Below are 25,712 nucleotides of genomic sequence, written 5' to 3' on the forward strand. Positions count from 1 at the left end.
CCGACGGCGATCTCCCGGCGCAACTTCATCGAGCTGTGCGAGCTGCTCACCGTGGAGGACGAGAAGGCGTTCGAGGCGCTGTGGCGGCGGCTCGGGCTGTCGGTGGACTGGTCGCTGACGTACACCACGATCGGGTCGGCGGCCCGCGCGGCGAGCCAGCGCGCGTTCCTGCGCAACCTGGCCCGGGGCGAGGCGTACCAGGCCGAGGCGCCGACGCTGTGGGACGTCGGGTACGGCACCGCAGTCGCGCAGGCGGAACTGGAGGACCGGGAGCGGCCCGGCGCGTACCACCGGCTGCGGTTCACCGGGCCGGACGGCCGCGAGGTGCTGATCGACACCACCCGGCCCGAGCTGCTGCCGGCCTGCGTGGCGCTCGTCTGCCACCCCGACGACGAGCGGTACGCGGACCTGGTCGGCGCGACTGCGCGTACCCCGGTCTTCGGGGTCGAGGTGCCGGTGCGCGCGCACCCGCTGGCGGACCCGGCCAAGGGGACGGGCATCGCGATGGTCTGCACGTTCGGTGACCTGACCGACGTGACCTGGTGGCGGGAACTGCGGCTGGACACCCGCGTGGTGATCGGCCGGGACGGGCGCCTGCTGCCGGAGCCGCCGGCCGGCGTGCCGGCGGAGCCCTACGCGGCGCTGGCCGGGCAGACCGTCAACGGCGCCCGGCGGACGCTCGTGGAGCTGCTGGCGGACGCGGGCGACCTGGTCGGCGAGCCGCGGTCGATCACCCACCCGGCGAAGTTCTACGAACGCGGCGACCGGCCGCTGGAGATCGTTTCGACCCGGCAGTGGTATCTGCGCAACGGCGGCCGCGACGCCGGTCTGCGCGAGGAGCTGCTGGCCCGGGGGCGGGAGCTGCGCTGGGTGCCGGAACACATGCGGCACCGCTACGAGCACTGGGTGGGCGGTCTCACCGGTGACTGGCTGGTCAGCCGGCAGCGGTTCTTCGGCGTGCCGGTGCCGGTGTGGTACCGGCTCGACGACGCTGGCGAGCCGGACTGGTCCCACCCTCTCACAGCGGACGAGGCGATGCTCCCGATCGATCCGACGAGCGAGCCGCCGCCCGGATACGAGGAGTCGCAGCGCGGCGAGCCGGGCGGTTTCAGCGGCGACCCGGACGTGCTGGACACCTGGGCCACCTCGTCGCTGACCCCGCAGATCGTCGGCGGCTGGGAGACCGACCCGGACCTGTTCGCCCGGGTCTTCCCGATGGACCTGCGCCCGCAGGGGCACGACATCATCCGTACCTGGCTGTTCGCCACAGTGGCCCGGTCCCACCTGGAGCACGGCGCGCTGCCGTGGCACACGGCGGTGCTCTCCGGCTGGATCCTCGACCCGGACCGCAAGAAGATGTCGAAGTCCAAGGGCAACGTGGTCACGCCGATGGCGTTGCTGGAGCGGAACGGGTCCGACGCGGTCCGCTACTGGGCCGCCAACGGCAAGCCGGGCATGGACCTCGCCTTCGACCCGGCCCAGGTCAAGGTGGGGCGCCGGCTGGCCACCAAGCTGCTCAACGCGTCGCGGTTCGCGCTCGGGCTGGGCGCCGCCGACGCGCTGCGAGCCGCGGCGACCCAACCGCTGGACACCGCGATGCTCGCCGACCTGTCCGGCGTGGTCGCGACCGCGACCACCGCCTTCGACGGGTACGACCACACGGCCGCCCTGATGGCCACCGAGGCGTTCTTCTGGCGGTTCTGTGACGACTACATCGAGCTGGTGAAGGAGCGCGCCTACGGTACCGGGCCGGCGGCCGACTCGGCCCGGGCGGCGCTGGCGACCGCGTTGTCGGTGCAGTTGCGCCTGTTCGCGCCGGTGCTGCCGTTCGTCACCGAGGAGGTCTGGTCGTGGTGGCGGTACGGCTCGGTGCACCGCTCGCCGTGGCCGACCACGTACGAGGTGGGCCGCGCCATGGGGGCGCCGGGTGACCCGGAGCTGCTGCGGCTGGCCGCGGACGCGCTGGGCCAGGTGCGCCGCGCCAAGTCGGAACGGAAGCTGTCGATGAAGGCGGACGTGCCGCTGGCCGAGGCGCTCGGACCGGCGGCAGTGCTCGACCAGCTCGGCGCCGTCGCCGACGACCTGCGCGCGGCGGGCCGGATCGCGAAGCTGGACCTGCTGCCGGACCGCACCACGGAACTGGTCATCGCCTGCGCGTTCTGACGAACCGGTCATCGCCTCGCGACGTGCTGACCGGATGGGCGGCCGGCGTCGCGCCGGCCGCCCGTGCCGAGTGTCAGCTCGTCTCGCCGGCCACGCTGAACGAGCGCAGGCGGTCGATCGCCAGCACCGTGAACCCGATCGCCACCAGCGCGGTGAGCACCGCCGCGACCGGCACCGAGACGGTGGTGCCGAGCAGCGGCGTCGGCGCCATCCGGTCGGCCAGGGCGATCACCCACTGCTGGATCGACAGGACCCGGGTGCCGCCGACGAACCGGCCGAGCAGCCCCTCCCAGATCAGCACGTAGACCAGACCGAGCAGCACGGGCCGCCGGGTCACCAGGCTCAGCGCGAGGAACAGCGCCGAGTACGCCAGCGCGCCCGCCGCCGAGGCGGCGACCAGTGCGAGTCCGAGGCGTACCGAATCGGCGAGCACGCCCGCGACGTAGATCGGGACGCCGACGGTGACCGCTGTGACGCCGGCCGCGACCGCCAGCTTCGGCAGCACGATCTGCCAGCGCGGCAGCGGCTTGGTGAGGATGTGCACGACGGTGCCGTCGTCGATCTCCGCGCCGAGCACGCCGGTGCCCACGATCAGGGCCACCACCGGCAGCACCACCGCGAGGCCGAGGCCGACGAGCACCGGCGGTCCCCACTGGCCCGGGTCGACGCCGAGCGACCGGCAGAGCACCGCCAGGCCGATCAGGACCAGCGGCAACGGCAGCAGCATGAGGAACCGGCTCCGGCCGAACAGGCCGCGTGCGGTGATCCAGGTGACTGTCGACATCATGCCTCCGCCAGATACGAGAAGACGCTCTCCAGCGACTCGTCCTCCGGCAGGAGCTGCCGGACCCGGATGCCGTGCCGGAGCGCGATCCGGGGCAGTGCCCGGGTGAACGCACCGTAGTCGCCGGCCTTGACCGTCAGGCCGGTTCGGTCCAGCTCGACGCCGGAGACCGACGCCTCGGCCATCAGCGCCACCGCCAGCGCCCGGTCGTCCGTGGAACGCACCCCGAACACGTGCGGCCGGTTGGTCATCAGGCGGCGGATGGTCCGGTAGTCGCCGGAGGCGGCGAGCCGGCCGGCCACCATCACCTGGACCGTGCCGGAGACCTGCTCGACCTCCTCCAGGATGTGCGAGCTGAACAGGATGGTCCGCCCCGCGTCGCCGAGCCGGTGCAGCAGCGCCATCATGTGCAGCCGCTGGCGCGGGTCCATCCCGTTGAACGGTTCGTCGAGCAGCAGCACCTGCGGGTCGTGCACGAGCGCGGCGGCGACCCGGGTGCGCTGCCGCATGCCCTTGGAGTAGGTGCCGATCCGCCGGGCCTGCGCGTCTTCCATCTCGACCAGCTCGATCGCCCGCCGGGTGGCGGCCTCCGGGTCGGGCAGCCGGTGCAGCTTGGCGCTGGCGAGCACGAACTCGTACGCGCTGAGGAACGTGTGCACCGCCTCGCGCTCGCTGACCAGGCCGAGCCGCCGGTAGACGGCGGGGTTGCGCCAGGTCGGCTCCCCGTCCAGCGTCACGGTGCCGCGCGACGGGGACAGGAAGCCCGCCATCATGTGCAGCAGCGTGGTCTTCCCGGCGCCGTTGGGGCCGAGCAGGCCGGTCACGCCGGGACCGAGCCGCATGGTGACGTCGTTGACCGCCACCACGTTGCCGTACCAGCGGGAGACGCCCGCCAGGTCGAGCGTGCTCGTCGCGGCGGCGGGCACGCCGGCCGTCGACTGGGTGCTGATCGCCGTCATCGGGCGGCCACCTTCCGGTATCGCAGGAGCAGCAGGCTGACGCAGGCGGCGACCAGCAGCACGGCGACCACGGCGTAGACCGGCCCGAAGTCGCCGATCGGCATGCCGCCCCGTCCCTGGGTCAGCCGGTCGCCGAGCGCCCAGTTGCCCACGCCGCCGACGAGCGTCGGCGGAGAGGCCACGAAGGCCAGCTCGTTGATCGTCCGCGAGGGGAGGATGGACAGCACGCCCACGACCGGCGTGGTCATCAGGAAGACCGCCACGATGCCGCCGGCGGCGAACGCGCGCTTGCCGGTGAGCGAGGCGACCAGCAGGGCGATCGAGGCGAACACCACCGCCCACAGCCCGGCGTAGAGCAGCCCGGGCACCAGGTCGAGCAGTTCGTCCCACACTCCGCGCACGCCCCGGTTCGTGGTGAACGCGGCACCGAGGAACATCACCAGCTGCGGGCCGCCGAGCAGCAGCCACAGCGCGGTGACGAGCGCCAGCAGCTTGGACAGCGCGTAGTCGCCGCGCGGCAGCGGCCGGGAGAAGTACAGCGGCAACACGCCGCTGCGCAGGTCGCGGGAGACCAGCTCGGGCGCGGCCACCGCGGCGAAGAAGATGACCAGCCAGCTCATCGCGTCGGCGAACTGGGCGTACGTCATCACCACCTCGCCGATCTGGCTGCGTACCGCCGTGACCCCGGCGGCCACCACTGTGACCACGGAGACGACCAGCCACGGGAAGATCTTGGCCTTGGCGCTGCGGCCCAGCCCGAAGACGGTACGCACACCGTGCAGGTAGAGCGCGCCGAAGACCTGCCGGCGGCCGAGCCGCGGACCGGTGTAGCGCTGGTAGCCGATGTCGTGGATGACCCCGGTCGCGTCAGACATGGCTGGGCTCCCTCGCGGCGAAGAGTTCGGCCACCCGGTGCCGCCGCTGGTCCAGCCGGTGCAGCGGCAGGTCCAGCTCGGCGACCGCGCCGAGGATCTGGTCGTAGGTGGCGTCGTCGGCGAGCGGGACGAGCAGCAGCCGCCCGTCGCGGGTCACCGGCAGGTCGAGCGCGGTGAGTCGGGCGGCCAGTTCCTCGGTGCCCTCGCTCACCTCGACGGCCAGCACGTCGGTGGCGGTGGTCATGGCGGACACCCGGTCCGCGCGCAGCAGCCGGCCGCCGTCGATGGCGACGAGCGTGTCGCAGATCCGCTCCACCTCGCCGAGCAGGTGCGAGCAGACCACCACCGAGATGCCGAACTCGGTGCCGATCCGGTGGATCAGCGCGAGCATGGCGTCCCGGCCGGCCGGGTCGAGGCCGTTCGTCGGCTCGTCGAGCAGCAGCAGGTCGGGATCGTGCACGAGCGCCTGGGCGAGCTTGACCCGCTGCTTCATACCGGTGGAGTAGCCACCGACGGCCCGGTGCCGCTCCTCGTGCAGACCGACGTGGCGCAGCGCCTCGGAGGCCCGTTCCCGGGCGACGGTCCGCGGCAGCCCGCTGATCCGGCCCAGGTGGGTGACCAGCTCGGCGGCGGACAGGTCGGGCGGGAGGGCGTCGTGCTCGGGCATGTAGCCGACCCGGGCGCGGACCGCGGCGGGGTCGGTGGTGGGGTCGAGGCCGAGCACCTGCACCCGGCCGCTGGTCGGCGGGAGCAGACCCATCAGGATCTTGATCAGAGTGGATTTGCCGGCGCCATTCGCGCCCACCAGCCCGATGATCCCCGGCTCGACCGACACGGTGAGGTCGGCCAACGCGGTGACCCGGCCTCCGTACGTCTTGGTCAGCGACTCGGTCGCGAGCAGTGTCACGCCGTTCAGCGTAGAACTCCGGTGCCGGGCCGGAGCCTCTCCTGACCCCTGCGATCCCCTGATCCTCGGCCTCCGCGGCCCCTAGGTGGCGGGAGCGGGGTGACGGGGTGACGACCGCTCGGGGAAGCCGCCACCGGGTGAGGGCCGACTCGACTGCGGCGGGAACCTCGATCCGCGCGTCGCGTCGCTGCCGCGGCAGGGGGCTGCCGGCGGTCCGGCGGATACGGGACCGCGCGCTCGGCCGGTCGGCGCGCGCGGGCAGCCGTTCGCACGATCGACCGGCCGCGGCCCGCCGGTAAGGATTCGGTGACCCCGACTCGTCCTCGGCCCGGTCGCCGGAACAGGCGATCACCGGGAGGCCGGGTGGCGCTCTCGACCGATCGCCGGTGGGCTGCGAAACTGTGTGCCGGCCGGTGAGTTGGGGGTTCGATGAGCAACGGGTGGCTGCTGCCCGAGGACGTTCTGCGGGATGCGCCGTCGTACGCGCCCAGGCCCGCCGAGCTGGCCGATCTCCAGTTGTTGCTGAGCGGGGCGTACACACCGCTCACCGGTTTCATGAGCCGGGCCGACCTGGCCTCGCTGAACCGGCGCGGCCGGCTGGCCGACGGCACGCCGTGGCCGGTGCCGGTGACGCTCCAGGTGCCGGCGGCGCTCGCCGACGGGCTGGACCCGGCCGACCCGGCCCGCCGGGCGGTGGTGCTCACCGACGGCGAGGGCGCGCCGGTGGCGGCGATGGACGTGACCGACGTCTGGCCGGGCCGCGAGGGCATGGTGGGTGCCGGCGGCACGGTGCGCCGCCTGGGCGACGGCGGCCACGGGCCGTTCCAGCGGCTGCGGCGCGGCCCCGACGAGGTACGCGGGCTGCTGCCGCCGGGCCGGGTGCTCGGCGTGTTCGCCGACCGTCCCCTGCACCGGCCGCAGCTGGCGCAGATCGCGCACGCGGCCCGTACGCTCGGCGCGCACCTGCTGGTGATGATCCCGGTGGGCGAGGAGTCGATCGGCGGCCTGCCGGCCGAGGCGCTGGTGCGCAGCGTGTTCGCCGCCCGCGACCGGATGCCTCCGGCGACGCTCGTGGCGGTGCCGCTGGCCCGGCGGCGTGACGAGATCAGCGACGCGCTGCTGCGGGCCCGGGTCGCCGCCGCGTACGGCGTCACCCACCTGCTCTCCACCGAGGGCATGCTCTCCGGCGCCGGTCTGCGCGTGCTGGTCCCCCGCGAGCTGGCCTACGACAACCGGGACGGGCAGTGGCGCTGGCGCGAGGACATCCCGCCGCGCAACCGGCGGCTGGCGCTGAGCGCGCGCGAGATCGACGACCTGCTGGACCGGGGCTTCCCGCTGCCCGAGTGGCACACCCCGCCGGCGGTGGCGAAGGAACTGACCCGGGCGCGCCCGCCGCGGCGGCACCGAGGGCTGGTGATCTTCCTGACCGGCCTGTCCGGCTCGGGCAAGTCGACGATCGCCCGAGGGCTGGCCGACGTGCTCCGCGAGCAGGGGGACCGCACGATCACGCTGCTCGACGGTGACGTGGTGCGGCGGGAACTCTCCGCCGGGCTGGGGTTCAGCAAGGCCGACCGGGATCTCAACGTGCGCCGGATCGGCTGGGTGGCCGCCGAGATCGCCCGGCACCGGGGCGTCGGCATCTGCTGCCCGATCGCGCCGTACGCGGCGGCCCGCGCCACCGCCCGGGAGATGGCGGAGACGGCCGGGGCGGGCTTCCTGCTGGTCCACGTGGCGACGCCGCTGGCCGTGTGTGAGCAGCGCGACCGCAAGGGCCTGTACGCCCGCGCCCGGGCCGGCCTGATCACCGGGATGACCGGCATCGACGACCCGTACGAGGAGCCCACCGACGCCGACCTGGTGGTCGACACCTCGGATCTGAGCGTCGAGGAGGCCATCGGGAAGGTGATGGAGCACCTGACCGAGACCGGCTGGGTGGAGCCCCGCCTCCAGCCCGCGTGACCGCCTGACCGCCGGCCGCGTCCCGGCACCCCAGCACCTCGACCGCCGTCGTCCGGCCTGCCGGACGGCGGCGGTCTCGCATCACCCCTCGCTGCGCGGTAGTGTTCGCCTTTGTTGGAACACGTTCGACCGCGTGGAGTGCCCGCGTGGGTCGGTGAGGCGTGGAGGTGAGCCGGGGATGCTGGCGCGGCAGCGGCAGACGGCCATCCTGGAACGACTGCGCCGTGCCGGCGGCGTCCGGGTCACCGAGCTGGCGGCCGAGTTTGGCGTCTCCGACATGACCATCCGGCGCGACCTGGACACGCTGCACGAGCAGGGCCTGCTCGCGAAGGTGCACGGGGGCGCGACACCGGCCGGTCCCGGCTCGACCGACGAGCCCGGCTTCCACGCCAAGTCCGTCCGCCAGTCGGCGGAGAAGGCCGCCATCGCCGAGCATGCCGCAGGGCTGGTCCGGCCCGGCGCCGCGATCGCGCTCTCCGCCGGCACCACCACCGCCGAGCTGGCCCGGCGGCTGGTCGACGTGCCCGGCCTCACTGTGGTCACCAACTCGCTGCCGGTGGCGGAGGCCCTGCACGTCGGTGGCCGGCCCGACCAGACAGTGGTGCTCACCGGCGGCGTCCGCACGCCGTCGGACGCGCTCGTCGGCCCGCTCGCCGTGGCCGCGATCGCCGCGCTCCACCTGGACCTGCTCTTCCTCGGCGTGCACGGGATCAGCGAACGGGCCGGTTTCACCACCCCCAATCTGATGGAGGCGGACACGAACCGGGCGCTGGTGGCGGCGGCGGACCGGCTGGTGGTGCTCGCCGACCACACCAAGTGGGGCACCGTCGGCATCTCGTCGATCGTGCCGCTGGAGGCGGCGGACGTGCTGGTCACCGACGACCGGTTGGCACCCGAGGCCCGACGGGTACTCGACGACAGGGTGGGTGAGCTGGTGACGGTGCCCACGACGAGGGGAGCGGAGTGAAGCGTACGCAGATCGCGCTGGCCGACGGCCGCGAGCTGATCTACTTCGACGAGCGGGACGACGCGGTCCGCGACCAGCCGGACCGGCGGGACCTGCCCCCTCCCCCGCCCGCCTCGCAGCTGCGGTACGACCCGCTGACCGACGAGTGGGTGGCGGTGGCGGTACACCGGCAGACCCGCACGTTCCTGCCCCCGGCCGACCAGTGCCCGCTGTGCCCGTCCCGGGCCGAGCGGCACAGCGAGATCCCGGCGCCCGACTACGACGTGGCGGTCTTCGAGAACCGGTTCCCGTCGCTGAGCCAGCGGGTGGCCGACGAACCGGCCGAGATCACGCCGTTCACCCCGGTACGCCCCGGACACGGCAGGTGCGAGGTGGTCTGCTTCACCGACGACCACAACGCCTCGTTCGCCCGGCTCTCCCCGCGCCGGGTGCGGACGGTGCTGGACGCGCTCGCCGACCGCACCACCGCGCTGAGCGCGCTGCCCGGTGTGGAACAGGTCTTCCCGTTCGAGAACCGGGGCGTGGAGATCGGGGTGACGCTGCACCACCCGCACGGGCAGATCTACGCGTACCCGTTCGTCACGCCGCGCACCCGGACCATGCTGGCCGCCGCCCGGCGGTACGCCGACCGCACCGGGGGCAACCTCTACGCCGACGTGCTGGCCACCGAACGCGCCGCCGGGGAGCGGGTGGTGACGAGCAACGAGCACTGGACCGCGTACGTCCCGGCGGCGGCCCGTTGGCCGTTCGAGGTGCACGTGGCGCCGCACCGGCCGGTGCCGGACATCCCGGCGCTCGACGACGCCGAGCGGGACGCCTTCGGGCCGCTCTACCTGGACCTGCTGCGCCGCTTCGACGGACTGTTCGACCTGCCGATGCCGTACATCGCGGCCTGGCACCAGGCACCGGTGCGGATCGACCGGGAGCTGGGCCACCTGCACCTTCAGCTGTTCAGCATCCGGCGGGCCAAGGACAAGCTGAAGTACCTGGCCGGGTCGGAGTCCGGCATGGGCGTGTTCATCAACGACATCGCCCCCGAGCGAGCCGCCGAACTGCTCCGCACCGCATGAAAGGAAGGGCCCCCTGTTAACGCCTGCGGTAGAGGAAGGGCCCCTTCTTAACAACCGCGGCCCGCGCATGGGGCGCGGGGGGCCCGGGACAGGACCCCCCGCAGGGAAGGGACGGCTGGCTGCGCTCGGCAGCCTCGAAGGGTCGGCGTCGCCGGCGCGCGGCCACGGCCCACCTTCATGGACGCGACTGGCATCTCGTCCACCCTGTCAACGAGGGCGCACCGAACGAGGTCACGCCGTCCCGGCGGGCTCCAGGTGTTAAAAAGGGCCCCTTCTACAACGCGAGGCGTTAAGAAGGGGCCCTTCCTTGCACGTCAGGCGGCGAGCTTGCGCGCCAGGTTCTCGTCGAGCGCGTTCATGAACTCGTCGGTGGTCAGCCACGGGGCGTCCCGCGAGATGAGCAGCGCGAGGTCCTTGGTCATCTGGCCACCCTCGACGGTGTCCACGATGACCTTCTCCAGCGTGTCGGCGAACTCGGTGACCGCCGGGGTGCCGTCCAGCTTGCCCCGGTGGGCCAGGCCCCGGGTCCAGGCGTAGATCGAGGCGATCGGGTTGGTCGAGGTCTTCTCGCCCTTCTGGTACTGCCGGTAGTGCCGGGTGACGGTGCCGTGGGCGGCCTCGGCCTCGACGGTGCGGCCGTCCGGGGAGAGCAGCACCGAGGTCATCAGGCCGAGCGAGCCGAAGCCCTGCGCGACGGTGTCGGACTGCACGTCACCGTCGTAGTTCTTGCAGGCCCAGACGTACCCGCCCTCCCACTTGAGCGCGGCGGCGACCATGTCGTCGATCAGCCGGTGCTCGTACGTGAGGCCGGCGGCCTCGAACTCGGCCTTGAACTCGTTCTCGAACACCTCGGCGAAGATGTCCTTGAACCGGCCGTCGTACGCCTTGAGGATGGTGTTCTTGGTCGACATGTAGACCGGGTACCCGCGGTCCAGGCCGTACCGGAACGAGGCGCGGGCGAAGTCCCGGATCGACTCGTCGTAGTTGTACATGCCCATGGCGATGCCGCCGCCGGGGAAGTTGGCGACCTCCATCTCCATCGGCGTGCCGCCGTCGGCCGGGGTGTAGGTGATGGTCACGGTGCCCGGGCCGGGGACGACGAAGTCGGTGGCCTTGTACTGGTCGCCGTGCGCGTGCCGGCCGATGATGATCGGCTTGGTCCAGCCCGGGACGAGCCGCGGCACGTTCGACATGATGATCGGCTCGCGGAAGACCACGCCGCCGAGGATGTTGCGGATGGTGCCGTTCGGCGACCGCCACATCTTCTTCAGGCCGAACTCCTCCACCCGGGCCTCGTCCGGGGTGATGGTGGCGCACTTGACGCCGACGCCGTGCTCCTTGATGGCGTTGGCGGCGTCGACGGTGACCTGGTCGTCGGTGGCGTCACGGTGCTGGATCGACAGGTCGTAGTAGTGCAGGTCGACGTCGAGGTAGGGCAGGATCAGCTGCTCCCGGATCTGCTTCCAGATGATCCGGGTCATCTCGTCGCCGTCGATCTCCACGACCGGGTTGTTTACCTTGATCTTCGCCATCGGCCGGCGCTCCTCTCGGGGGACACGTGCTCAAGCAGTACGAGCGTACTGGAAACTGGCCGGCAGTCCCCAGGCGGCCCGGGTGGACCGACGGAAAGCGGGCTGCGCCGCGCCTCGGCCCGCTGGCATCATCGTCCGATGCCGCGCAGCCGCACCCTCGGGTCTATCACGGTCACCGCGCTCTGCGACGGCGAGGGGCCCTTCTTCCAGCCCCGCGGCGAGGCGTTTCCCGACGCCACGGAAGCGCACTGGGCGGCAGCCGACCGGCTCGACCCGGGCGCCGTCACCGACGACGGCCGGTGGTGGCTGCGGTTCCGCGCGTTCGCCGTGCGGGTCGGCGACGGGCCGGTCACGCTGGTCGACGCCGGGATCGGCCCGGCCGACTCGCTCGCCGCGAGCTGGGCGCCGGTGCCGGTGCCGGGCCGGCTGCCGGCCGAGCTGGCCGCCGCCGGGATCGATCCGGCCGACGTGCGCACCGTGGTCCTCACCCACCTGCACACCGACCACGTGGGCTGGGCCGGCGCGATGTTCCCGAACGCGGACCACCTGGTCCAGCGCGCCGAGGTGGACGCGCTGGAGCTGTTCCACCCGGAACTGCCGGCCCGGCTGCTGACGCCGTTGCGCGCCGCCGGCCGGCTGCGGGTGGTCGACGGCGAGACGCCTCTCACCCCTGGGGTACGGCTGCTGCACACGCCCGGCCACACGCCGGGTCACCAGTCGGTGCTGGTCGAGGCGGGCGACGAGCGCCTCCTGATCACCGGCGACCTGCTGGTGCACGCGATCCAGCTGGTCGATCCGGAGCTGGCGTACGCCCACGAGGAGGACCAGGCCACGGCCCGCCACTCCCGCCAGCACCTGCTCAGGTCCCTCTCCCCCGCCGTCCTGGCCACCCCCCACCTGACCGCCCCTTTCACCCCCCACCCCCACCCCTCGCCCTCGCCCTCGCCCCGTCGATCATGAGGTTGACCGCCTGGTCGGTCTCCATTTCCGCCGTCAACTTCATGATCGACGGGGAGAACCGGGCGGGACGGCAGAAGGCCCGCCGGCGGAGCCGGCGGGCCTTCTGCGCGGTGGTACGGGTGTCACATGCTGGCGACGTCGCCCTGCTTGGCGCGGACGGCCTCGGCGGCCTCCTTCAGCGCGGCCAGCTCGTCGGCGTCCAGGTCGGTCTCGACGACCCGCTTCACGCCCTCGGCGCCGATCTCGGCCTCGACGCCCAGGTAGACGCCGGAGATGCCGTACTCGCCGTCGACCCAGGCGCAGACCGGCATGACCGCGCCGGAGTCCTCGGCCACGGCCTTAGCCATCCGGGCCGCGGCGGCGGACGGGGCGTAGTACGCGGAACCGGTCTTGAGCAGCGCGACGACCTCCGCGCCACCGTTGCGGGTCTTGACGACCAGCTCCTCGATCTGCTCGGCCGGCATGACGTCACGCAGCGGCTTGCCGTTCACGGTGCTCTTGGACGGCACCGGGACCATGGTGTCGCCGTGCGAGCCGAGCGTCAGGGTCCGTACCGACTTCACCGGCACGCTCAGCGCCTCGGCGACGAAGTTGGTGAAGCGGGCGGTGTCCAGCATGCCCGCCTGGCCGAGCACCCGGTTCTTGGGGAACTGGGTGGCGAGCTGGGCCAGCGCGGTCATCTCGTCGAGCGGGTTCGACACCACGATGACGACGGCGTTCGGGGCGAACTTGGCGACGTTCTCGGCGACCTGCCGGACGATCTTGGCGTTGGTCTCCAGCAGGTCCATCCGGCTCATGCCCGGCTTGCGCGGCAGGCCGGCGGTGATGACGACGACGTCCGAGCCCTCGATGGCCTCGTAGCCCTCGCCGTTCGGGCCGGTGGTGACGCCGACGACAGTGGTCTCGAAGCCCTCGACCGCGCGGGACTGGTTGAGGTCGAGCGCGAGACCCGCCGGCTTGCCCTCCACGATGTCGGTGATGACGACGGTGTCGAAGACGTCGTACTCGGCCAGGCGCTGTGCGGTGGTCGAGCCGTAGAAGCCGGCGCCGACGACAGTGACCTTCTTACCCATGGTCGTCCCACTCCCTGATACCAGTCGGTTTTCCGGACCGTATCAGCCATCCTGGCACCGATCGGGCCAGGGGCGGACGGTTATGACCTGGGTGGGTGTCAGCCCGCCCGCTCGGCCCGTTCGACCACGTTCGTCAGCAGCATCGCCCGGGTCATCGGGCCGACGCCGCCTGGCATCGGCACCAGCTTGCCCGCGACCTCGGCCACCTCCGGATCCACGTCGCCGGTGTAGCGGCCCTTGCCGTCCTCGCCGATCACCCGCGTGATGCCGACGTCCACCACCGTCGCGCCCGGGTTGATCATGTCGGCGGTCAGCAGGCCGGGCACGCCCGCGGCGACGATGACGACGTCGGCGGCGCGGGTGTGCGCGGCCAGGTCGAGCGTGCCGGTGTGGCAGAGCGTCACGGTGGCGTTCTCGCTGCGCCGGGTCAGCAGCAGGCCCAGCGGGCGGCCGACCGTGTTGCCCCGGCCGACGACAGCCACGTTCGCGCCGCGCAGCGGCACGTCGTGCCGGCGCAGCAGCTCCACGATGCCGCGCGGCGTGCAGGGCAGCGGCGCGTCGTACCCGAGGACGAGCCGGCCCAGGTTGACCGGGTGCAGCCCGTCGGCGTCCTTGTCCGGGTCGATGGACTCCAGCGCGCGCTGGGTGTCGAGGTGCCCGGGGAGCGGGAGCTGGACGATGTAGCCGTGACAGGCCGGGTCGGCGTTCAGCTCGGCCAGCGCCGCGTCGAGCTGCTCCTGGGTGGCGTTGGCCGGCAACGCGACCCGCAGCGAGGCGATGCCGACCTCGGCGCAGTCGCGGTGCTTGCCGTTGACGTACGCCTGGGAGCCGGGGTCCTCCCCGACCAGCACCGTGCCGAGCCCGGGGGTGACGCCGCGTTCCGCGAGCGCCTTCACCCGGGCCCGTAGCTCGTCCTTGATCTCCGCCGCGGTGGCCTTGCCGTCCAGGATCGTCGCCGTCACGTCGTGATCGTCTCACGGCTGCGGGCGGGCCCGGACGACGACGGCCGACGATCACGCTGCGCAACGTGCCCTAAGTCACTGAGAGTGACCACTCACCGTGACGCAGCGGCCTGGCGTACCCGGAGAGGCAGGGACCGGACAGACGAGCCAGAGGCCTCAGACACTCCCGGCCACGCCGCGACCCGGCCATCGGTGACGAAGATAAGCGCAGGAAGGGGCGGGGTGTAGCACGCACGGGCGGCAGCGGCAAGTCGCGCCGAACACGATCCGTCATCAGTTGACCACGCACTAGTTGTCGACGGACCGGATCGCGACCTACCGTTACCGCTCGTTGCGCAGAGTCACCCAGCGCCGGGACGACCTCGCAGCGTGAGGAGATGAGGAGACTCCATGCGTGTTCGTAGGCTCGCGGCCTGGGCCGCGCTCCCGCTCGCGGTGACGCTGGGCCTGACGGCCTGCGGCTCGGGCGGTGGCGGCGGCAGTGCCGGCGACTCCGACGCGGCCGTGCGGATCGAGATCGCCGAGCCGCAGCACCTCGTGCCGACCAACACCAACGAGACGAGCGGCTCCCAGGTCCTGTCGGCCCTGTTCAGCCCGCTCGTCGACTACGACGAGGCGAACAAGCCGCACGAGGTGGCGGCCGACTCGGTGACGACGTCGGACAACAAGGTCTGGACGATCAAGCTGAAGCCCGGCTACACGTTCCACAACGGCGAGAAGGTCACCGCCGACAACTACATCGACGCCTGGAACTACGGCGCGTACGCGCCGAACGGTCAGAACTCCAGCTACTTCTTCGAGAAGGTGGCCGGCTACGACGACCTCCAGGGCGAGAACCCGAAGGCGACGACGATGAGCGGCCTGAAGAAGGTCGACGACCTGACCTTCACCGTCACGCTCAGCCAGCCGTACGTGGACTTCAAGTCCATGCTCGGCTACACCGCCTTCTACCCGCTGCCCAAGGCGGCCTTCTCCGCGCCGGGCGTGCTCGCCGAGGGCTACGAGCAGGCGCCGATCGGCCAGGGCCCGTTCAAGATGAAGGGCAGCTGGCAGCACGACGCCAAGGTCGAGGTGGAGCGCTACGACGCGTTCCCGGGCCAGCAGCCCAAGGTCGGCGGCGTCGAGTTCCGCATCTACCAGCAGCCGACCGCCGCGTACGCGGACGTGCTGTCGGACAACCTCGACGTGATCAAGACGATCCCGACCGAGAACCTGTCGACCGCCGCGACCGACCTGGGCGACCGCTTCCAGCAGAGCCCGGCCTCGTCGCTGCAGGTGCTGGCCTTCCCGACGTTCCAGGAGGAGTTCAGCAAGCCCGAGGTGCGCAAGGCGATCTCGATGGCGATCGACCGGGACGAGATCACCAAGTCGATCTTCAAGGACTCGCAGCAGCCGGCCCGCTCGTTCGTCTCGCCGGTGGTCGCCGGTTACCGGGAGAACACCATCGGCACGGCGGGCGCGTTCGACCCGGTCAAGGCCAAGGCCATGTACGAGGCCGCGGGCGGCCCGAAGAAGATCGAGCTGTCCTACAACGGCGACGGCGGTCACAAGGACTGGATCGACGCCACCTGCAACCAGCTCAAGGCCAACCTGGGCGTGGAGTGCGTGGGCACCGCCGAGCCGAAGTTCGCGGACCTGCTGACCAAGGTCAAGCAGAAGCAGCCGGTCGGCCTGTTCCGGATGGGCTGGGTCATGGACTACCCGTCCATGGAGAACTACCTCGGCCCGCTGTACAGCACCACCGGCTCGTCGAACTACTACGGCTACAGCAACCCGGAGTTCGACAAGCTGCTCGCCGAGGGCGCCCGCGCGGCGACCGAGGACGAGGCGATCAAGAAGTACCAGGCGGCGGAGGACCTGCTCGCGCAGGACATGCCGGTGATCCCGCTGCGGTACGGGCAGAACAACTTCGGCCACTCGACCAAGGTCAAGAACGTCCACGTGGACCTCTTCGACCGGGTGGACCTGCTGAAGATCGAACGCGCCTGACACCCCGCCGACGGGCCGGGCCACCCCCACCGGGTGGCCCGGCCCTCGCATTGGCACGTATTTAGCCCTGTTTCGGCAGACTTGCCAGCATGCTCCGGTTCATCCTGCGGCGACTGCTCCAGATGGTCCTCGCCTTCTTCGGGACCACGCTGATCGTCTACGCGCTGATGTTCGCCGGGCAGGGCGACCCGATCCAGGCCCTCGCCGGGGAACGGCCGGTGACCGCCGCGCAGCGGGCCTACCTGACCGAGAAGTACCACCTGGACGCGACGGGTGTCGGCGGCTTCTTCTACCGCTACTTCGACTACCTGGGCGGCCTGGTCCAGGGTGACCTCGGGCAGTCGCTGACCGGGCGGCAGATCAGCGACATCCTCGCCGCCGCCTGGCCGGTCACCGTGAAGCTCGCAGTGATCGCGATGGCCGTGACGGTGATCTTCGGGGTCACCGCCGGCGTGATCGCGGCCATCCGCCGCTCCGGCGTGTTCGACCACGCCACGCTCGTGCTCACGCTGCTGGTGCTCGGCATCCCCACCATCGTGCTGGCCCCGCTGGCCCAGTACTTCCTCGGCGTACGCTGGCCGATCTTCCCGCCCACCGCCGGAGCCCAGCCCTCCTTCTACGCGCTGCTGCTCCCCGGCATCGTGCTCGGCTCGTTGTCGCTGGCCACCGCGCTGCGGCTGACTCGTACCTCGGTGACCGAGAACCTGCGCGCCGACTACGTCCGCACCGCCCGCTCCAAGGGCCTGCGGCGGCGCCGCATCGTCGGCGTGCACGTGCTGCGCAACTCGCTCATCCCGGTGGTCACCTTCCTCGGCGTCGAGCTGGGCAACCTGATGGGCGGCGCGATCATCACCGAGGGCGTGTTCAACGTCCCGGGCGTCGGCTTCAACCTGTTCCGCGGCATCCGCACCGAGGACGGCCCGCTGGTGGTCGGCATCGTGAGCGTGCTCGTCGTGGTCTACCTGCTGTCCAACCTGGTGGTGGACGTGCTCTACGCCGTCCTCGACCCGAGGATCCGCTATGAGTGAGCGCAGCGAGGTGCGGCCGTGAGCGACTTCGAGACGGTGGCGGCGACCGAGAACCAGGCCGCGCGGCGCGGCGTGTCAGGTGAACCGGGTACGCCCGGGCGGGCCGGGCGGCCGGACCGCTCCCGCAGCCTGGCCGGTGACGCCTGGCGGGACCTGCGCCGCAACCCGGTCTTCTGGATCAGCCTGCTCCTGGTGGTGCTGGTCGCCGCGATGGCAGTGGCGCCCGGGCTGTTCGCCGCCAACGACCCGCGCGACTGCGTACTGTCGCGGCAGCACGCCGGGCCGTCCGGCGGGGCCGTCTTCGGGTACGACTTCCAGGGCTGCGACACGTTCGCCCGGGCGGTCTACGGCGCCCGTGCCTCGCTGCTCGTGGGCGCGTTCTCCGCGCTGATCACCGGCGTGATCGCGCTCGTCGTCGGCATGCTCGCCGGCTACTTCGGCGGGTGGGTCGACGCGGTGCTGTCCCGGGTGATCGACATCGTGCTCGGCATCCCGCTGCTGCTGGCCGCGATCGTGCTGCTCAAGCGGGTGAGCACGAGCGGCGAGACGGTACGCCTGTTCGCGGTGATCCTCGTCCTGGCGCTGCTCGGGTGGACCACGGCGGCTCGGGTGGTCCGTTCCTCGGTGATCACCGCCCGGGAGCAGGACTACGTGGCCGCCGCCCGGATGCTCGGGGCCGGCAACGGCCGGATCATGTGGCGGCACATCCTGCCGAACGCGCTCGCCCCGGCCATCGTGGTGCTCACCATCGCGCTCGGGTCGTTCATCGCGGCCGAGGCGACGCTGAGCTTCCTCGGCATCGGCCTGAAGGCGCCGACCATCTCGTGGGGCATCGACATCGACGCCGGCCGGGTGCACATGCGCGAGTCGGCCACCCCGCTGATCGTGCCGTCGACGTTCCTCGCCCTGACCGTGCTCGCCTTCATCATGCTCGGCGACGCGATCCGCGACGCCTTCGACCCGAAGCTGCGGTGACTCTCCCATGACGCAGAACGCGGTCCGGCCCACACCGGCCTCACCCACCCCGCCCGGCGGGCACCTGCTGGAGGTACGGGACCTGCACGTCGAGTTCCGTACCCGGGAGGGCGTGGCCCGGGTGATCAACGGGGTGACGTACCACCTGGACGCCGGTGAGACGCTCGCGGTGCTGGGCGAGTCCGGCTCCGGCAAGTCCGTCACCGCGCAGGCGATCATGGGCATCCTGGACACCCCGCCCGCGTACGTGCGCGCCGGGCAGATCCTCTACCAGGGGCGGGACCTGCTCACCCGGCCGGCGGAGGAACGCCGGCAGATCCGCGGCGCCGAGATCGCGATGATCTTCCAGGACGCGCTGTCGGCGTTGAACCCGGTCTTCCCGGTCGGCTGGCAGATCGGCGAGTCGCTGCGCGAGCGGGCCGGGATGTCGCGGGCCGACGCGCGCAAGCGCACCGTCGAGCTGATGGACCTGGTCCGGATCCCGGCCGCGGCGAAGCGGCTCGGCGACTACCCGCACCAGTTCTCCGGCGGGATGCGGCAACGCGTCATGATCGCGATGGCGCTGGCGCTGGACCCGAAGGTGCTGATCGCCGACGAGCCCACCACCGCGCTGGACGTCACGGTGCAGGCGCAGATCATGGACCTCCTGGCCGACCTGCGCCGGGATCTCGGCATGGCGCTCGTCCTGATCACCCACGACCTGGGCGTGGTCGCCGGTGTGGCGAACCGGATCGCGGTCATGTACGCGGGCCGCATCGTCGAGCACGCCGACGTGCACGCGCTGTACCGGGCGCCGGCCCACCCGTACACGAAGGGGTTGCTGGAGTCGATCCCGCGACTGGACGTGCGCGGCCAGGCGCTGTCCAGCATCCGCGGGCTGCCGCCGAACCTGATGGCGATCCCGTCCGGCTGCCCGTTCCACCCCCGGTGCCCGTACGTCCAGCAGGTCTGTGTGGACGAGGTGCCGCACGACCTGGTGCTCGGCGACGGGCGGACCAGCGCGTGCCACTTCGCCCAGGAGGTGCACGATGACCGCGACGGCTGAACCCGCCAAGGTGCGCGGCGAGACGATCCTCGCCGTCGACCAGCTCGTCAAGCACTTCCCGATCAGCCAGGGCGTGCTGTTCAAGAAGACCATCGGCCAGGTCAAGGCGGTCGACGGCGTCTCGTTCGAGCTACGGCGCGGCGAGACGCTCGGGGTGGTCGGCGAGTCCGGCTGCGGCAAGTCCACGCTGGCCCGGCTGCTGATGCGCCTGGAGACGCCGACCGCCGGAAGGGTCACGCTGGAGGGGCGCGACCTGCTCCGGGCCACCGGTGCCGGCCTGCGCCGGCTGCGCCGGAACATGCAGATGGTGATGCAGGACCCGTACACCTCGCTGAACCCGCGCATGACAGTCGGCGACATCATCGGCGAGCCGTTCGAGATCCACCCGGAGGCGGCACCGAAGCGCAGCCGGCGGCAGCGGGTGCAGGAGCTGCTGGACGTGGTCGGACTCAACCCGGAGCACGTCAACCGCTACCCGCACCAGTTCTCCGGCGGTCAGCGCCAGCGCATCGGCATCGCCCGGGCGCTCGCGCTGCGGCCCGAGATCATCGTCTGCGACGAGCCGGTGTCGGCCCTGGACGTCTCCATCCAGGCCCAGGTGATCAACCTGCTCGAACAGCTCCAGGACGAGCTGGGGCTGTCGTACGTCTTCATCGCCCACGACCTGTCGGTGGTCCGGCACATCTCCGACCGGGTGGCGGTGATGTACCTGGGCCGGATCGTGGAGATCGGCACCGAGGAGCAGATCTACCAGCGCGCGACCCACCCGTACACCCAGGCGCTGCTGTCGGCGGTGCCGGTGCCCGACCCGGAGGCCCGCGACCGGCGGACCATCATCCGGCTCACCGGCGACGTGCCCAGCCCGGCCGAGCCGCCGTCCGGCTGCCATTTCCGGACCCGCTGCTGGAAGGCCGAGGAGGTCTGCGCGACCCAGGACCCGCAGGCGGTACCCCGCGCGGCGGACCCGCACCCCAGCGCCTGCCACTTCGCGGAGGTACGCAGCGAGGCGTGACGACGAAGGCCCCGTCCCCCGGAGGAAGAGGGGGCGGGGCCTCCGGTGCGGGCACGCGTGCGGAGGGCGGACCCGGGACGAACCCGAGACGGCCCGGCGGCGTGCGGCGCGCCGCCGTACCGGTGGACGCAGCTCGCTGCGGAGACCGCCGGGTCGACGCGGCGGTCCCTGGTGCGGCGCGAGCGCGGTGTCCCGGTGCGGGCTGCGGGTCCGGTGCGGCTCAGACCGGCGGCGGGGCGCGCGCGGCGAGCGGGCCGCGCGGCGGCAGCGGCACGACCGGCGGCCGGGGCGCGGGCACGACGGGCTCCGGCACGGCCGGACCGGCCACGCGCGGGAGCGCGGCCGGGGCCAGGTCATCCGGTCCGTCGGCGTAGCCGAGACCGCCGCCGTGGTCGTGCCACGGCCCGGCGGCAAGCTCCGACAAGGAGATTCGGGGGTACGCGGCACGCAGCGCGGCCGGGCTCGTTCCGCTCGCCGAGGCGGCGGGCGGCGCGCCGGCGAGCGCTTCGGCGGGTGGTGCGGCGTCGGCGAGTGCTTCGGCGATCGGGGCGACTGCCGGTGCGGTGAGGGCGGGCACGGCGGCCGCTCCCAGCCCGGCCAGGACGAACGCCAGCGTGACGACGACGGCGGTCAACCGGTCGCGAACGCGCATGGCACACCTGCCGGGCTCACAGACAGCGGAGACGCTCGAACGTCGCCGCGCACACGCTAGCAACCGCCTCCCGCGGCGGCAACGGCACGACGTCCGGGTGCGTTCGTCGCCGGCTGGACGGCCGACGCACCCGGAGGCCGGACTCGTCAGTGGAAGAAGTGCCGGGTGCCGGTGAGGTACATGGTTACGCCCGCCGCCTTGCAGGCCGCGATGGTCTCCTCGTCCCGGATCGACCCGCCCGGCTGGACGATCGCCCGCACCCCGGCGTCGACGAGGATCTGCGGGCCGTCGGCGAACGGGAAGAACGCGTCCGAGGCGCAGACCGAGCCGCGGGCCCGCTCGTCACCGGCGCGGCTGACCGCCAGCCGCGCCGAGTCCACCCGGTTGACCTGGCCCATGCCGACGCCGACTGTGGCGCCGTCGCGGGCCAGCAGGATGGCGTTGCTCTTGACCGCGCGGACCGCCCGCCAGGCGAACGCCAGGTCGCGCAGCGTCGCCTCGTCGGCCGGGTCGCCGGTGGCGAGCGTCCAGCCGGACGGGTCGTCGCCGGGCGCGTCGACGGCGTCCCGCGTCTGCACCAGCACGCCGCCGCTCACCTGCCGCCACTCCGCCGGTCGCACGGCGAACTCGGGCGCCCGCAGCAGCCGGAGGTTCTTCTTGGCCCGGAGCAGCTCCAGCGCGTCCTCGTCGAATCCGGGCGCCACGAGCACCTCGGTGAAGATCTCCGCGACCTGCCCGGCCATCGCCGCGTCGACCGGCCGGTTCACCGCGATCACGCCGCCGAACGCGGACACCGGGTCGCAGGCGTGCGCCTTGCGGTGCGCCTCGGCCACGTCCGCGCCGACAGCGATGCCGCACGGGTTGGCGTGCTTGATGATCGCCACCGCCGGCTGGTCCGGGAAGTCGTTGGCGGCCCGCCAGGCGGCGTCCGCGTCGACATAGTTGTTGTAGGACATCTCCTTGCCGTGCAGCTGCTCGGCCTGGGCCAGTCCGGCCGGCGCGCCCGGGTCGGTGTAGAGCGCCGCCGCCTGGTGCGGGTTCTCGCCGTACCGCAGCACCGCCTGGCGGCGCAGCGCCAGCCCGGCGAACTCCGGCCAGCCGTCCTCGGCCGGCGACACGGTGGCGGCGAACCAGTCGGCCACCGCGACGTCGTAGTCGGCGATGTCGGCGAACGCGCGGGCCGCGAGCGCCCGGCGCCGGGCCGGCGTGAAGCCGCCCTCGGCGAGCGCGGCCACCACCGCCGGGTACGCGGCCGGGTCGGTCACCACCGCCACCGATGCGTGGTTCTTCGCCGCGGCCCGCACCATCGCCGGACCGCCGATGTCGATCTGCTCGACGCACTCGTCGGCGCCGGCGCCGGAGGCGACGGTGGCCTGGAACGGGTACAGGTTGGAGACCAGCAGGTCGATGCCCGCGATGCCGTGCTCGTCTAGCTGCGCGGCGTGCGCGTCCTTGCGCAGGTCGGCGAGGAGACCACCGTGGATCTTCGGGTGCAGCGTCTTGACCCGCCCGTCGAGGATCTCCGGGAAGCCGGTGACCTGCTCGACCGGCGTCACCGGCACCCCGGCGCCGGAGATCGTCGACGCGGTGCTCCCGGTCGACACGATCTCCACACCGGCCTCGTGCAGGGCGCGGGCCAGCTCGGTCAGGCCGGTCTTGTCGTAGACGCTGACCAGCGCGCGCCGGATCGGGCGGCGGCCGGCGTCCTCAGTGGCGTTCACGGGATGGTGACCTTTCTGCCGGTGATCGTCCAACCTTCACGGACCAGGCGGCCGACCTGCTCGACGAGCTGGCGCCGCTCGGCGGACTTGATGCGCTCGGTGAGCGTGTCCTCGTCGTCGTCGTCGTGCACCGGCACGGCGACCTGGGCCACGATCGGGCCGGTGTCCATGCCGGCGTCGACGAAGAACAGGGTGGCCCCGGTGACCTTGACGCCGTACGCCAGCGCGTCGCGGGGGCCGTGGATGCCGGGGAACGCCGGCAGCAGCGTGTTGTGCGTGTTGAGGTAGCGGTCGCCGAACGCGGCCAGGAACTCCGGACCGACCAGCTTGAGGAACCCGGCGCTGATGACCAGGTCGGGCCGGTGCTCGGCGACCCGCGCGGCGAGCGCCTTGTCCCAGTCGGCGCGGGTGGGGTGGTCCTTGACCCGCTCGACGAAGGACGGCACACCGGCTGCGGCGGCCCGGTCCAGGCCGGCGATCCCGTCCCGGTCGGCGCCGACGGCGACCACCCGGGCGCCGTACCCGGGTTCGGCGGTGGCGTCCAGCAGCGCCTGGAGGTTGCTGCCGGAACCGGAGACGAGGACGACGAGGCGGGCGACGGACGCGGGCTCGGTCACCGGGCAACCCTATCGGGCAGGTCAGGCGGCCCGGCCGCGGGGCGGCGGCTCATCGGGTGACCTCCCGGGTGGCGTGATCGCGGTACGCTGCCGGTCGCCCGGTGTCCGGCCTCGCGCCCGGCCCGCACCCCCAGTGAACCCGGCACGCCGCGTGCCACCGCACCGAGGAGTACGTCGCATGCAGCCCGGATACCCCCCGCAGCAGCCGCAGCAGATCGACAACAACATGACGATGTCCATCGTCGCGATCTTCCTGTTCTGGCCGCTCGCGATCCCGGCCATCATCAACGCGTCGAAGGTCAACCCGCTGATCCAGCAGGGTGACTACGCCGGCGCGCAGGCTGCCGCCGCCGAGTCCAAGAAGTGGTCCAAGTGGGCCGTCATCGTCGGCCTGGTCTGGATCGGCATCATCGTGGTGTGTTGCCTCTTCGGCGGCCTGGCCAGCCTCGTCGGCGGCAGCAGCGGCACCAACTGACCGACAACCCGAACCGACCTGAGGAGCACCCAGACATGCAGCCCGGTTACCCCGGACAGGACCCGTACGGCCAGCAGCCGAACCAGGACCCGAACGCCCAGCCGCACGACCCGTACGCCGAGCCGCCGCAGGCCCCGCAGTACGGCCAGCAGCCCCCGTACGGGCAGCAGCCGACCTCGGGCCAGCCGTACGGCCAGCCCACGTCGGGTCAGCCCGCCTACGGCCAGGACCCGTACGCGCAGCAGCAGCCGTACGGCGCCGCGCCGCAGTACCCGGGCGCCGGCTACCCCAGCGGCCCGGGGCAGGGGCAGAACAACACTATGGGCCTGGCCGGCATGATCGTCGGCATCGCGTCCATCGTGCTCGGCCTGTGCTGCCCGCTGCTGGGCGTCCCGGCCGGCATCGTCGCCGTCGTCCTCGGCGTGCTGGGCCAGAAGAAGGTCCAGGCGGGTGAGGCCAGCAACGCCGGCCAGGCCCGGGCCGCCCTGATCTGCGGTGCCGTCGGCGTGGTCGTCGGCATCATCAGCGCCATCGCGGGCGCGGCGATCAACATGAACAACTTCGGCGCCTGACCGGCGTCCGACGAGGGGCGTCCATCATCCGGTGGGCGCCCCTCGCGCGTTCCCCGAGCCACGCCGCGAGGTCAGCGGGGAGCCGGGGTGGCGCGGGGCGGAGGGGTCGGGCGGGTCAGGGTGCGGGTGGCGGCGGCGCCCAGCACCGCGCCCACCCCGATCACGAGCGTGGCCACCGCGGCCACCGCCCACGGTGACGGCCCCACCTCGGCCAGCCGGCCACCACCGAGCGATCCGCCGGAGGCCGCCGCGAACAGCCCCAGCAACGCGCCGGCGACCGGTCCGGCGAGCACGGCCGGCACCAGCAGCGCCGGCCAGCCCACCTCGGCGCGTTCCTCAGCCGCCGCGCGCAGCAGCCGCCGGGCCAGCAGCCAGCCGGCCGCCATCGCGGCCAGCACCGGCACTGCCAGCAGCGCGCCACCCAACCCGTCCATCGGGCCGCGCGGCAGGCCGGCCAGCAGCGGTACGGCCGGCAGCGCGCCCACGGAGACCTCACTCGTGCGGACGGCGGTGTCGGTGCCGACCGCGAACCCGGGACCGAGCAGATAGCTCGCCGACCAGGCGGTCGCATTCGGCGCGTAGGCGAGGCTGACCAGTGTGATGCCCGCCTGACCGGCCACCCCGGTCCGGTACGCCCCGATCATGTCGGCCGCGTCGCCGCCGCCGGTGGCCACCGCCAGCCCGGCCGCACCGGCACCCGCGCCGCACAGCAGCAGCGCCGCCACCAGTCCGGTACGCAGGCCGTCGCGCACCGGCGGTGGGCAGCGCTCGGCCAGCAGCGCCCAGACACCCGTGGTGCGCAGCGCGCCGACCAGGGCGGCGGGTACGCCGAACGCGGCGAACGTGAGCGCGGCGGTGACCGGGGAGACGCGCAGGCCGCCCGCGTCGACGGCGAACGCGGCGAGTGCGCCGAGCAGCGCGTACCCGATGCCGACCGCGACCGCGACGGTGAGCGCCTGGCGGGGCGAGCCGGCCCCGCGCGCGCCGACGGCCCGGCTGACGTGCACCCCGGCGCGGGTGAGCCGCCAGACGGCGAGCGCGCTGAGCGCGAGCGGCGCCAGGCCGAGCGGCCCGGCGGTGGTGCCCAGCGGCACCCCGTGCCCGAGCAGCCAGCCGGCCAGGCCGGCGCGCATCGCGCCGCCGAACGATCCGGCGTCCTCGCTGAGCTGGGCGAGGCCCAGCACGGCGGACACCGGCAGCCAGGAGGTCAGCGCCGCCCAGAGCGCGGCCACCCCGGCGGCGACCGGCAGCGGGGCCCGGCTGCGGGCCTCATCGCCCGATCGGGGTGCGGGCACCCGCGCGGCCGGGCGGGCACGGCCGGGCGGCCGGGCACCGGCGGGGGGACCGGTGGCCGGACGGCGGGGCTGGTCAGGGGTGACGCGTGACATCGTGTCTACTCTGGCACGCCGCGGGAA

The 25,712-nt window shown here is 72.8% G+C and carries 23 protein-coding genes; 12 read left to right on the top strand and 11 right to left on the bottom strand.

Annotated elements, in window-relative coordinates:
• The coding region (gene valS / locus O7622_RS00005; RefSeq protein ID WP_282311277.1) for a valine--tRNA ligase at positions 1-2,163 on the top strand (2,163 nt) is incomplete at its 5' end.
• Positions 2,164-2,236: 73 nt separating this feature from the next.
• Here the strand turns inward: valS and O7622_RS00010 are convergent.
• The 4 genes from O7622_RS00010 to O7622_RS00025 are packed head-to-tail and all read right to left on the bottom strand — an operon-like array spanning position 2,237 to position 5,688.
• The gene (locus O7622_RS00010; protein ID WP_282311270.1) at positions 2,237-2,947 is read right to left on the bottom strand and encodes an ABC transporter permease; all 711 of its coding nucleotides are present in this window, start codon (positions 2,945-2,947) and stop codon (positions 2,237-2,239) included.
• On the bottom strand, positions 2,947-3,906 hold the full coding sequence (locus O7622_RS00015) for an ABC transporter ATP-binding protein (protein ID WP_282311271.1): 960 nt from the start codon (positions 3,904-3,906) through the stop codon (positions 2,947-2,949). The genes O7622_RS00010 and O7622_RS00015 overlap by 1 nt, the downstream gene beginning before the upstream one ends.
• On the bottom strand, positions 3,903-4,781 hold the full coding sequence (locus O7622_RS00020) for an ABC transporter permease subunit (RefSeq protein ID WP_282311272.1): 879 nt from the start codon (positions 4,779-4,781) through the stop codon (positions 3,903-3,905). Before O7622_RS00020 ends, O7622_RS00015 begins: the two co-directional genes overlap by 4 nt.
• Positions 4,774-5,688 carry an ABC transporter ATP-binding protein gene (locus tag O7622_RS00025; protein WP_282311273.1) on the bottom strand — a complete coding sequence of 305 codons (915 nt, stop codon included), beginning with the start codon at positions 5,686-5,688 and terminating at the stop codon, positions 4,774-4,776. The genes O7622_RS00020 and O7622_RS00025 overlap by 8 nt, the downstream gene beginning before the upstream one ends.
• A gap of 429 nt (positions 5,689-6,117) precedes the next feature.
• Between O7622_RS00025 and cysC the strand changes: the two genes are divergently transcribed.
• The 3 genes from cysC to galT all read left to right on the top strand — a co-directional run bounded on the left by cysC (position 6,118) and on the right by galT (position 9,684).
• On the top strand, positions 6,118-7,647 hold the full coding sequence (gene cysC, locus O7622_RS00030) for an adenylyl-sulfate kinase (RefSeq protein ID WP_282311274.1): 1,530 nt from the start codon (positions 6,118-6,120) through the stop codon (positions 7,645-7,647).
• A 178-nt stretch (positions 7,648-7,825) separates the two neighbouring features.
• Positions 7,826-8,614 carry a DeoR/GlpR family DNA-binding transcription regulator gene (locus O7622_RS00035; protein ID WP_013288495.1) on the top strand — a complete coding sequence of 263 codons (789 nt, stop codon included), beginning with the start codon at positions 7,826-7,828 and terminating at the stop codon, positions 8,612-8,614.
• On the top strand, positions 8,611-9,684 hold the full coding sequence (gene galT / locus O7622_RS00040) for a galactose-1-phosphate uridylyltransferase (RefSeq protein WP_282311275.1): 1,074 nt from the start codon (positions 8,611-8,613) through the stop codon (positions 9,682-9,684). The genes O7622_RS00035 and galT overlap by 4 nt, the downstream gene beginning before the upstream one ends.
• Positions 9,685-9,998: 314 nt before the next feature.
• On the opposite strand, the gene O7622_RS00045 is transcribed toward galT, so the two are convergent.
• Positions 9,999-11,216 carry an NADP-dependent isocitrate dehydrogenase gene (locus O7622_RS00045; RefSeq protein WP_013288497.1) on the bottom strand — a complete coding sequence of 406 codons (1,218 nt, stop codon included), beginning with the start codon at positions 11,214-11,216 and terminating at the stop codon, positions 9,999-10,001.
• A 138-nt stretch (positions 11,217-11,354) separates the two neighbouring features.
• Between O7622_RS00045 and O7622_RS00050 the strand changes: the two genes are divergently transcribed.
• On the top strand, positions 11,355-12,176 hold the full coding sequence (locus tag O7622_RS00050; RefSeq protein WP_282311279.1) for an MBL fold metallo-hydrolase: 822 nt from the start codon (positions 11,355-11,357) through the stop codon (positions 12,174-12,176).
• A 122-nt stretch (positions 12,177-12,298) separates the two neighbouring features.
• On the opposite strand, the gene O7622_RS00055 is transcribed toward O7622_RS00050, so the two are convergent.
• Both O7622_RS00055 and O7622_RS00060 read right to left on the bottom strand, forming a co-directional pair.
• Complete coding sequence (locus O7622_RS00055) at positions 12,299-13,249, bottom strand: malate dehydrogenase (RefSeq protein WP_282311280.1); 951 nt, start codon at positions 13,247-13,249, stop codon at positions 12,299-12,301.
• Between the two features lie 98 nt (positions 13,250-13,347).
• Complete coding sequence (locus O7622_RS00060; RefSeq protein WP_282311281.1) at positions 13,348-14,211, bottom strand: bifunctional methylenetetrahydrofolate dehydrogenase/methenyltetrahydrofolate cyclohydrolase; 864 nt, start codon at positions 14,209-14,211, stop codon at positions 13,348-13,350.
• 390 nt (positions 14,212-14,601) lie between these two features.
• On the opposite strand from O7622_RS00060, the gene O7622_RS00065 reads away from it, so the two are divergent.
• From O7622_RS00065 to O7622_RS00085, 5 genes are all read left to right on the top strand, one after another.
• On the top strand, positions 14,602-16,200 hold the full coding sequence (locus O7622_RS00065; RefSeq protein WP_282311282.1) for an ABC transporter substrate-binding protein: 1,599 nt from the start codon (positions 14,602-14,604) through the stop codon (positions 16,198-16,200).
• An 89-nt stretch (positions 16,201-16,289) separates the two neighbouring features.
• Entirely contained in the window at positions 16,290-17,228 is a 939-nt protein-coding gene (locus tag O7622_RS00070) for an ABC transporter permease (protein ID WP_135241983.1), read from the top strand.
• Positions 17,229-17,246: 18 nt separating this feature from the next.
• Positions 17,247-18,203: an ABC transporter permease gene (locus O7622_RS00075; protein WP_282311283.1), complete on the top strand. Its 957-nt coding sequence runs from the start codon at positions 17,247-17,249 to the stop codon at positions 18,201-18,203.
• Positions 18,204-18,210: 7 nt separating this feature from the next.
• A complete protein-coding gene (locus O7622_RS00080) occupies positions 18,211-19,248 on the top strand; it encodes an ABC transporter ATP-binding protein (protein WP_282311284.1) in 1,038 nt (345 codons plus the stop codon).
• A complete protein-coding gene (locus tag O7622_RS00085) occupies positions 19,232-20,260 on the top strand; it encodes a dipeptide ABC transporter ATP-binding protein (RefSeq protein ID WP_282311285.1) in 1,029 nt (342 codons plus the stop codon). The genes O7622_RS00080 and O7622_RS00085 overlap by 17 nt, the downstream gene beginning before the upstream one ends.
• Before the next feature lie 220 nt (positions 20,261-20,480).
• Here O7622_RS00085 and O7622_RS00090 read toward each other — a convergent pair whose 3' ends face one another.
• The 3 genes from O7622_RS00090 to purN form a co-directional block, all read right to left on the bottom strand.
• Positions 20,481-20,912, bottom strand: coding sequence for a hypothetical protein (locus tag O7622_RS00090; RefSeq protein ID WP_282311286.1), 432 nt, complete (start codon positions 20,910-20,912; stop codon positions 20,481-20,483).
• 146 nt (positions 20,913-21,058) lie between these two features.
• On the bottom strand, positions 21,059-22,633 hold the full coding sequence (gene purH / locus O7622_RS00095; RefSeq protein ID WP_282311287.1) for a bifunctional phosphoribosylaminoimidazolecarboxamide formyltransferase/IMP cyclohydrolase: 1,575 nt from the start codon (positions 22,631-22,633) through the stop codon (positions 21,059-21,061).
• On the bottom strand, positions 22,630-23,250 hold the full coding sequence (gene purN / locus O7622_RS00100) for a phosphoribosylglycinamide formyltransferase (protein ID WP_282311288.1): 621 nt from the start codon (positions 23,248-23,250) through the stop codon (positions 22,630-22,632). Before purN ends, purH begins: the two co-directional genes overlap by 4 nt.
• A 178-nt stretch (positions 23,251-23,428) precedes the next feature.
• Between purN and O7622_RS00105 the strand changes: the two genes are divergently transcribed.
• Positions 23,429-23,725, top strand: coding sequence for a CD225/dispanin family protein (locus O7622_RS00105; RefSeq protein ID WP_282311289.1), 297 nt, complete (start codon positions 23,429-23,431; stop codon positions 23,723-23,725).
• 35 nt (positions 23,726-23,760) lie between these two features.
• Positions 23,761-24,297: a DUF4190 domain-containing protein gene (locus O7622_RS00110; RefSeq protein ID WP_282311290.1), complete on the top strand. Its 537-nt coding sequence runs from the start codon at positions 23,761-23,763 to the stop codon at positions 24,295-24,297.
• A 71-nt stretch (positions 24,298-24,368) separates the two neighbouring features.
• On the opposite strand, the gene O7622_RS00115 is transcribed toward O7622_RS00110, so the two are convergent.
• On the bottom strand, positions 24,369-25,685 hold the full coding sequence (locus tag O7622_RS00115; protein WP_282311292.1) for a DUF6350 family protein: 1,317 nt from the start codon (positions 25,683-25,685) through the stop codon (positions 24,369-24,371).
• Positions 25,686-25,712 lie beyond the last annotated feature (27 nt).

This window comes from Micromonospora sp. WMMD1076 (assembly GCF_029581475.1).
GTDB lineage: Bacteria > Actinomycetota > Actinomycetes > Mycobacteriales > Micromonosporaceae > Micromonospora > Micromonospora aurantiaca.

What these genes read in the sequence shown, in the direction of transcription:
- O7622_RS00010 (WP_282311270.1), bottom strand. Translation starts at nt 2,947, where the DNA reads ATGTCGACAGTCACCTGGATCACCGCACGCGGCCTGTTCGGCCGGAGC.
- O7622_RS00015 (WP_282311271.1), bottom strand. Translation starts at nt 3,906, where the DNA reads ATGACGGCGATCAGCACCCAGTCGACGGCCGGCGTGCCCGCCGCCGCG.
- O7622_RS00020 (WP_282311272.1), bottom strand. Translation starts at nt 4,781, where the DNA reads ATGTCTGACGCGACCGGGGTCATCCACGACATCGGCTACCAGCGCTAC.
- cysC (WP_282311274.1), top strand. Translation starts at nt 6,118, where the DNA reads ATGAGCAACGGGTGGCTGCTGCCCGAGGACGTTCTGCGGGATGCGCCG.
- O7622_RS00035 (WP_013288495.1), top strand. Translation starts at nt 7,826, where the DNA reads ATGCTGGCGCGGCAGCGGCAGACGGCCATCCTGGAACGACTGCGCCGT.
- O7622_RS00045 (WP_013288497.1), bottom strand. Translation starts at nt 11,216, where the DNA reads ATGGCGAAGATCAAGGTAAACAACCCGGTCGTGGAGATCGACGGCGAC.
- O7622_RS00050 (WP_282311279.1), top strand. Translation starts at nt 11,355, where the DNA reads ATGCCGCGCAGCCGCACCCTCGGGTCTATCACGGTCACCGCGCTCTGC.
- O7622_RS00055 (WP_282311280.1), bottom strand. Translation starts at nt 13,249, where the DNA reads ATGGGTAAGAAGGTCACTGTCGTCGGCGCCGGCTTCTACGGCTCGACC.
- O7622_RS00065 (WP_282311282.1), top strand. Translation starts at nt 14,602, where the DNA reads ATGCGTGTTCGTAGGCTCGCGGCCTGGGCCGCGCTCCCGCTCGCGGTG.
- O7622_RS00070 (WP_135241983.1), top strand. Translation starts at nt 16,290, where the DNA reads ATGCTCCGGTTCATCCTGCGGCGACTGCTCCAGATGGTCCTCGCCTTC.
- O7622_RS00080 (WP_282311284.1), top strand. Translation starts at nt 18,211, where the DNA reads ATGACGCAGAACGCGGTCCGGCCCACACCGGCCTCACCCACCCCGCCC.
- O7622_RS00085 (WP_282311285.1), top strand. Translation starts at nt 19,232, where the DNA reads ATGACCGCGACGGCTGAACCCGCCAAGGTGCGCGGCGAGACGATCCTC.
- O7622_RS00090 (WP_282311286.1), bottom strand. Translation starts at nt 20,912, where the DNA reads ATGCGCGTTCGCGACCGGTTGACCGCCGTCGTCGTCACGCTGGCGTTC.
- O7622_RS00105 (WP_282311289.1), top strand. Translation starts at nt 23,429, where the DNA reads ATGCAGCCCGGATACCCCCCGCAGCAGCCGCAGCAGATCGACAACAAC.
- O7622_RS00110 (WP_282311290.1), top strand. Translation starts at nt 23,761, where the DNA reads ATGCAGCCCGGTTACCCCGGACAGGACCCGTACGGCCAGCAGCCGAAC.
- O7622_RS00115 (WP_282311292.1), bottom strand. Translation starts at nt 25,685, where the DNA reads ATGTCACGCGTCACCCCTGACCAGCCCCGCCGTCCGGCCACCGGTCCC.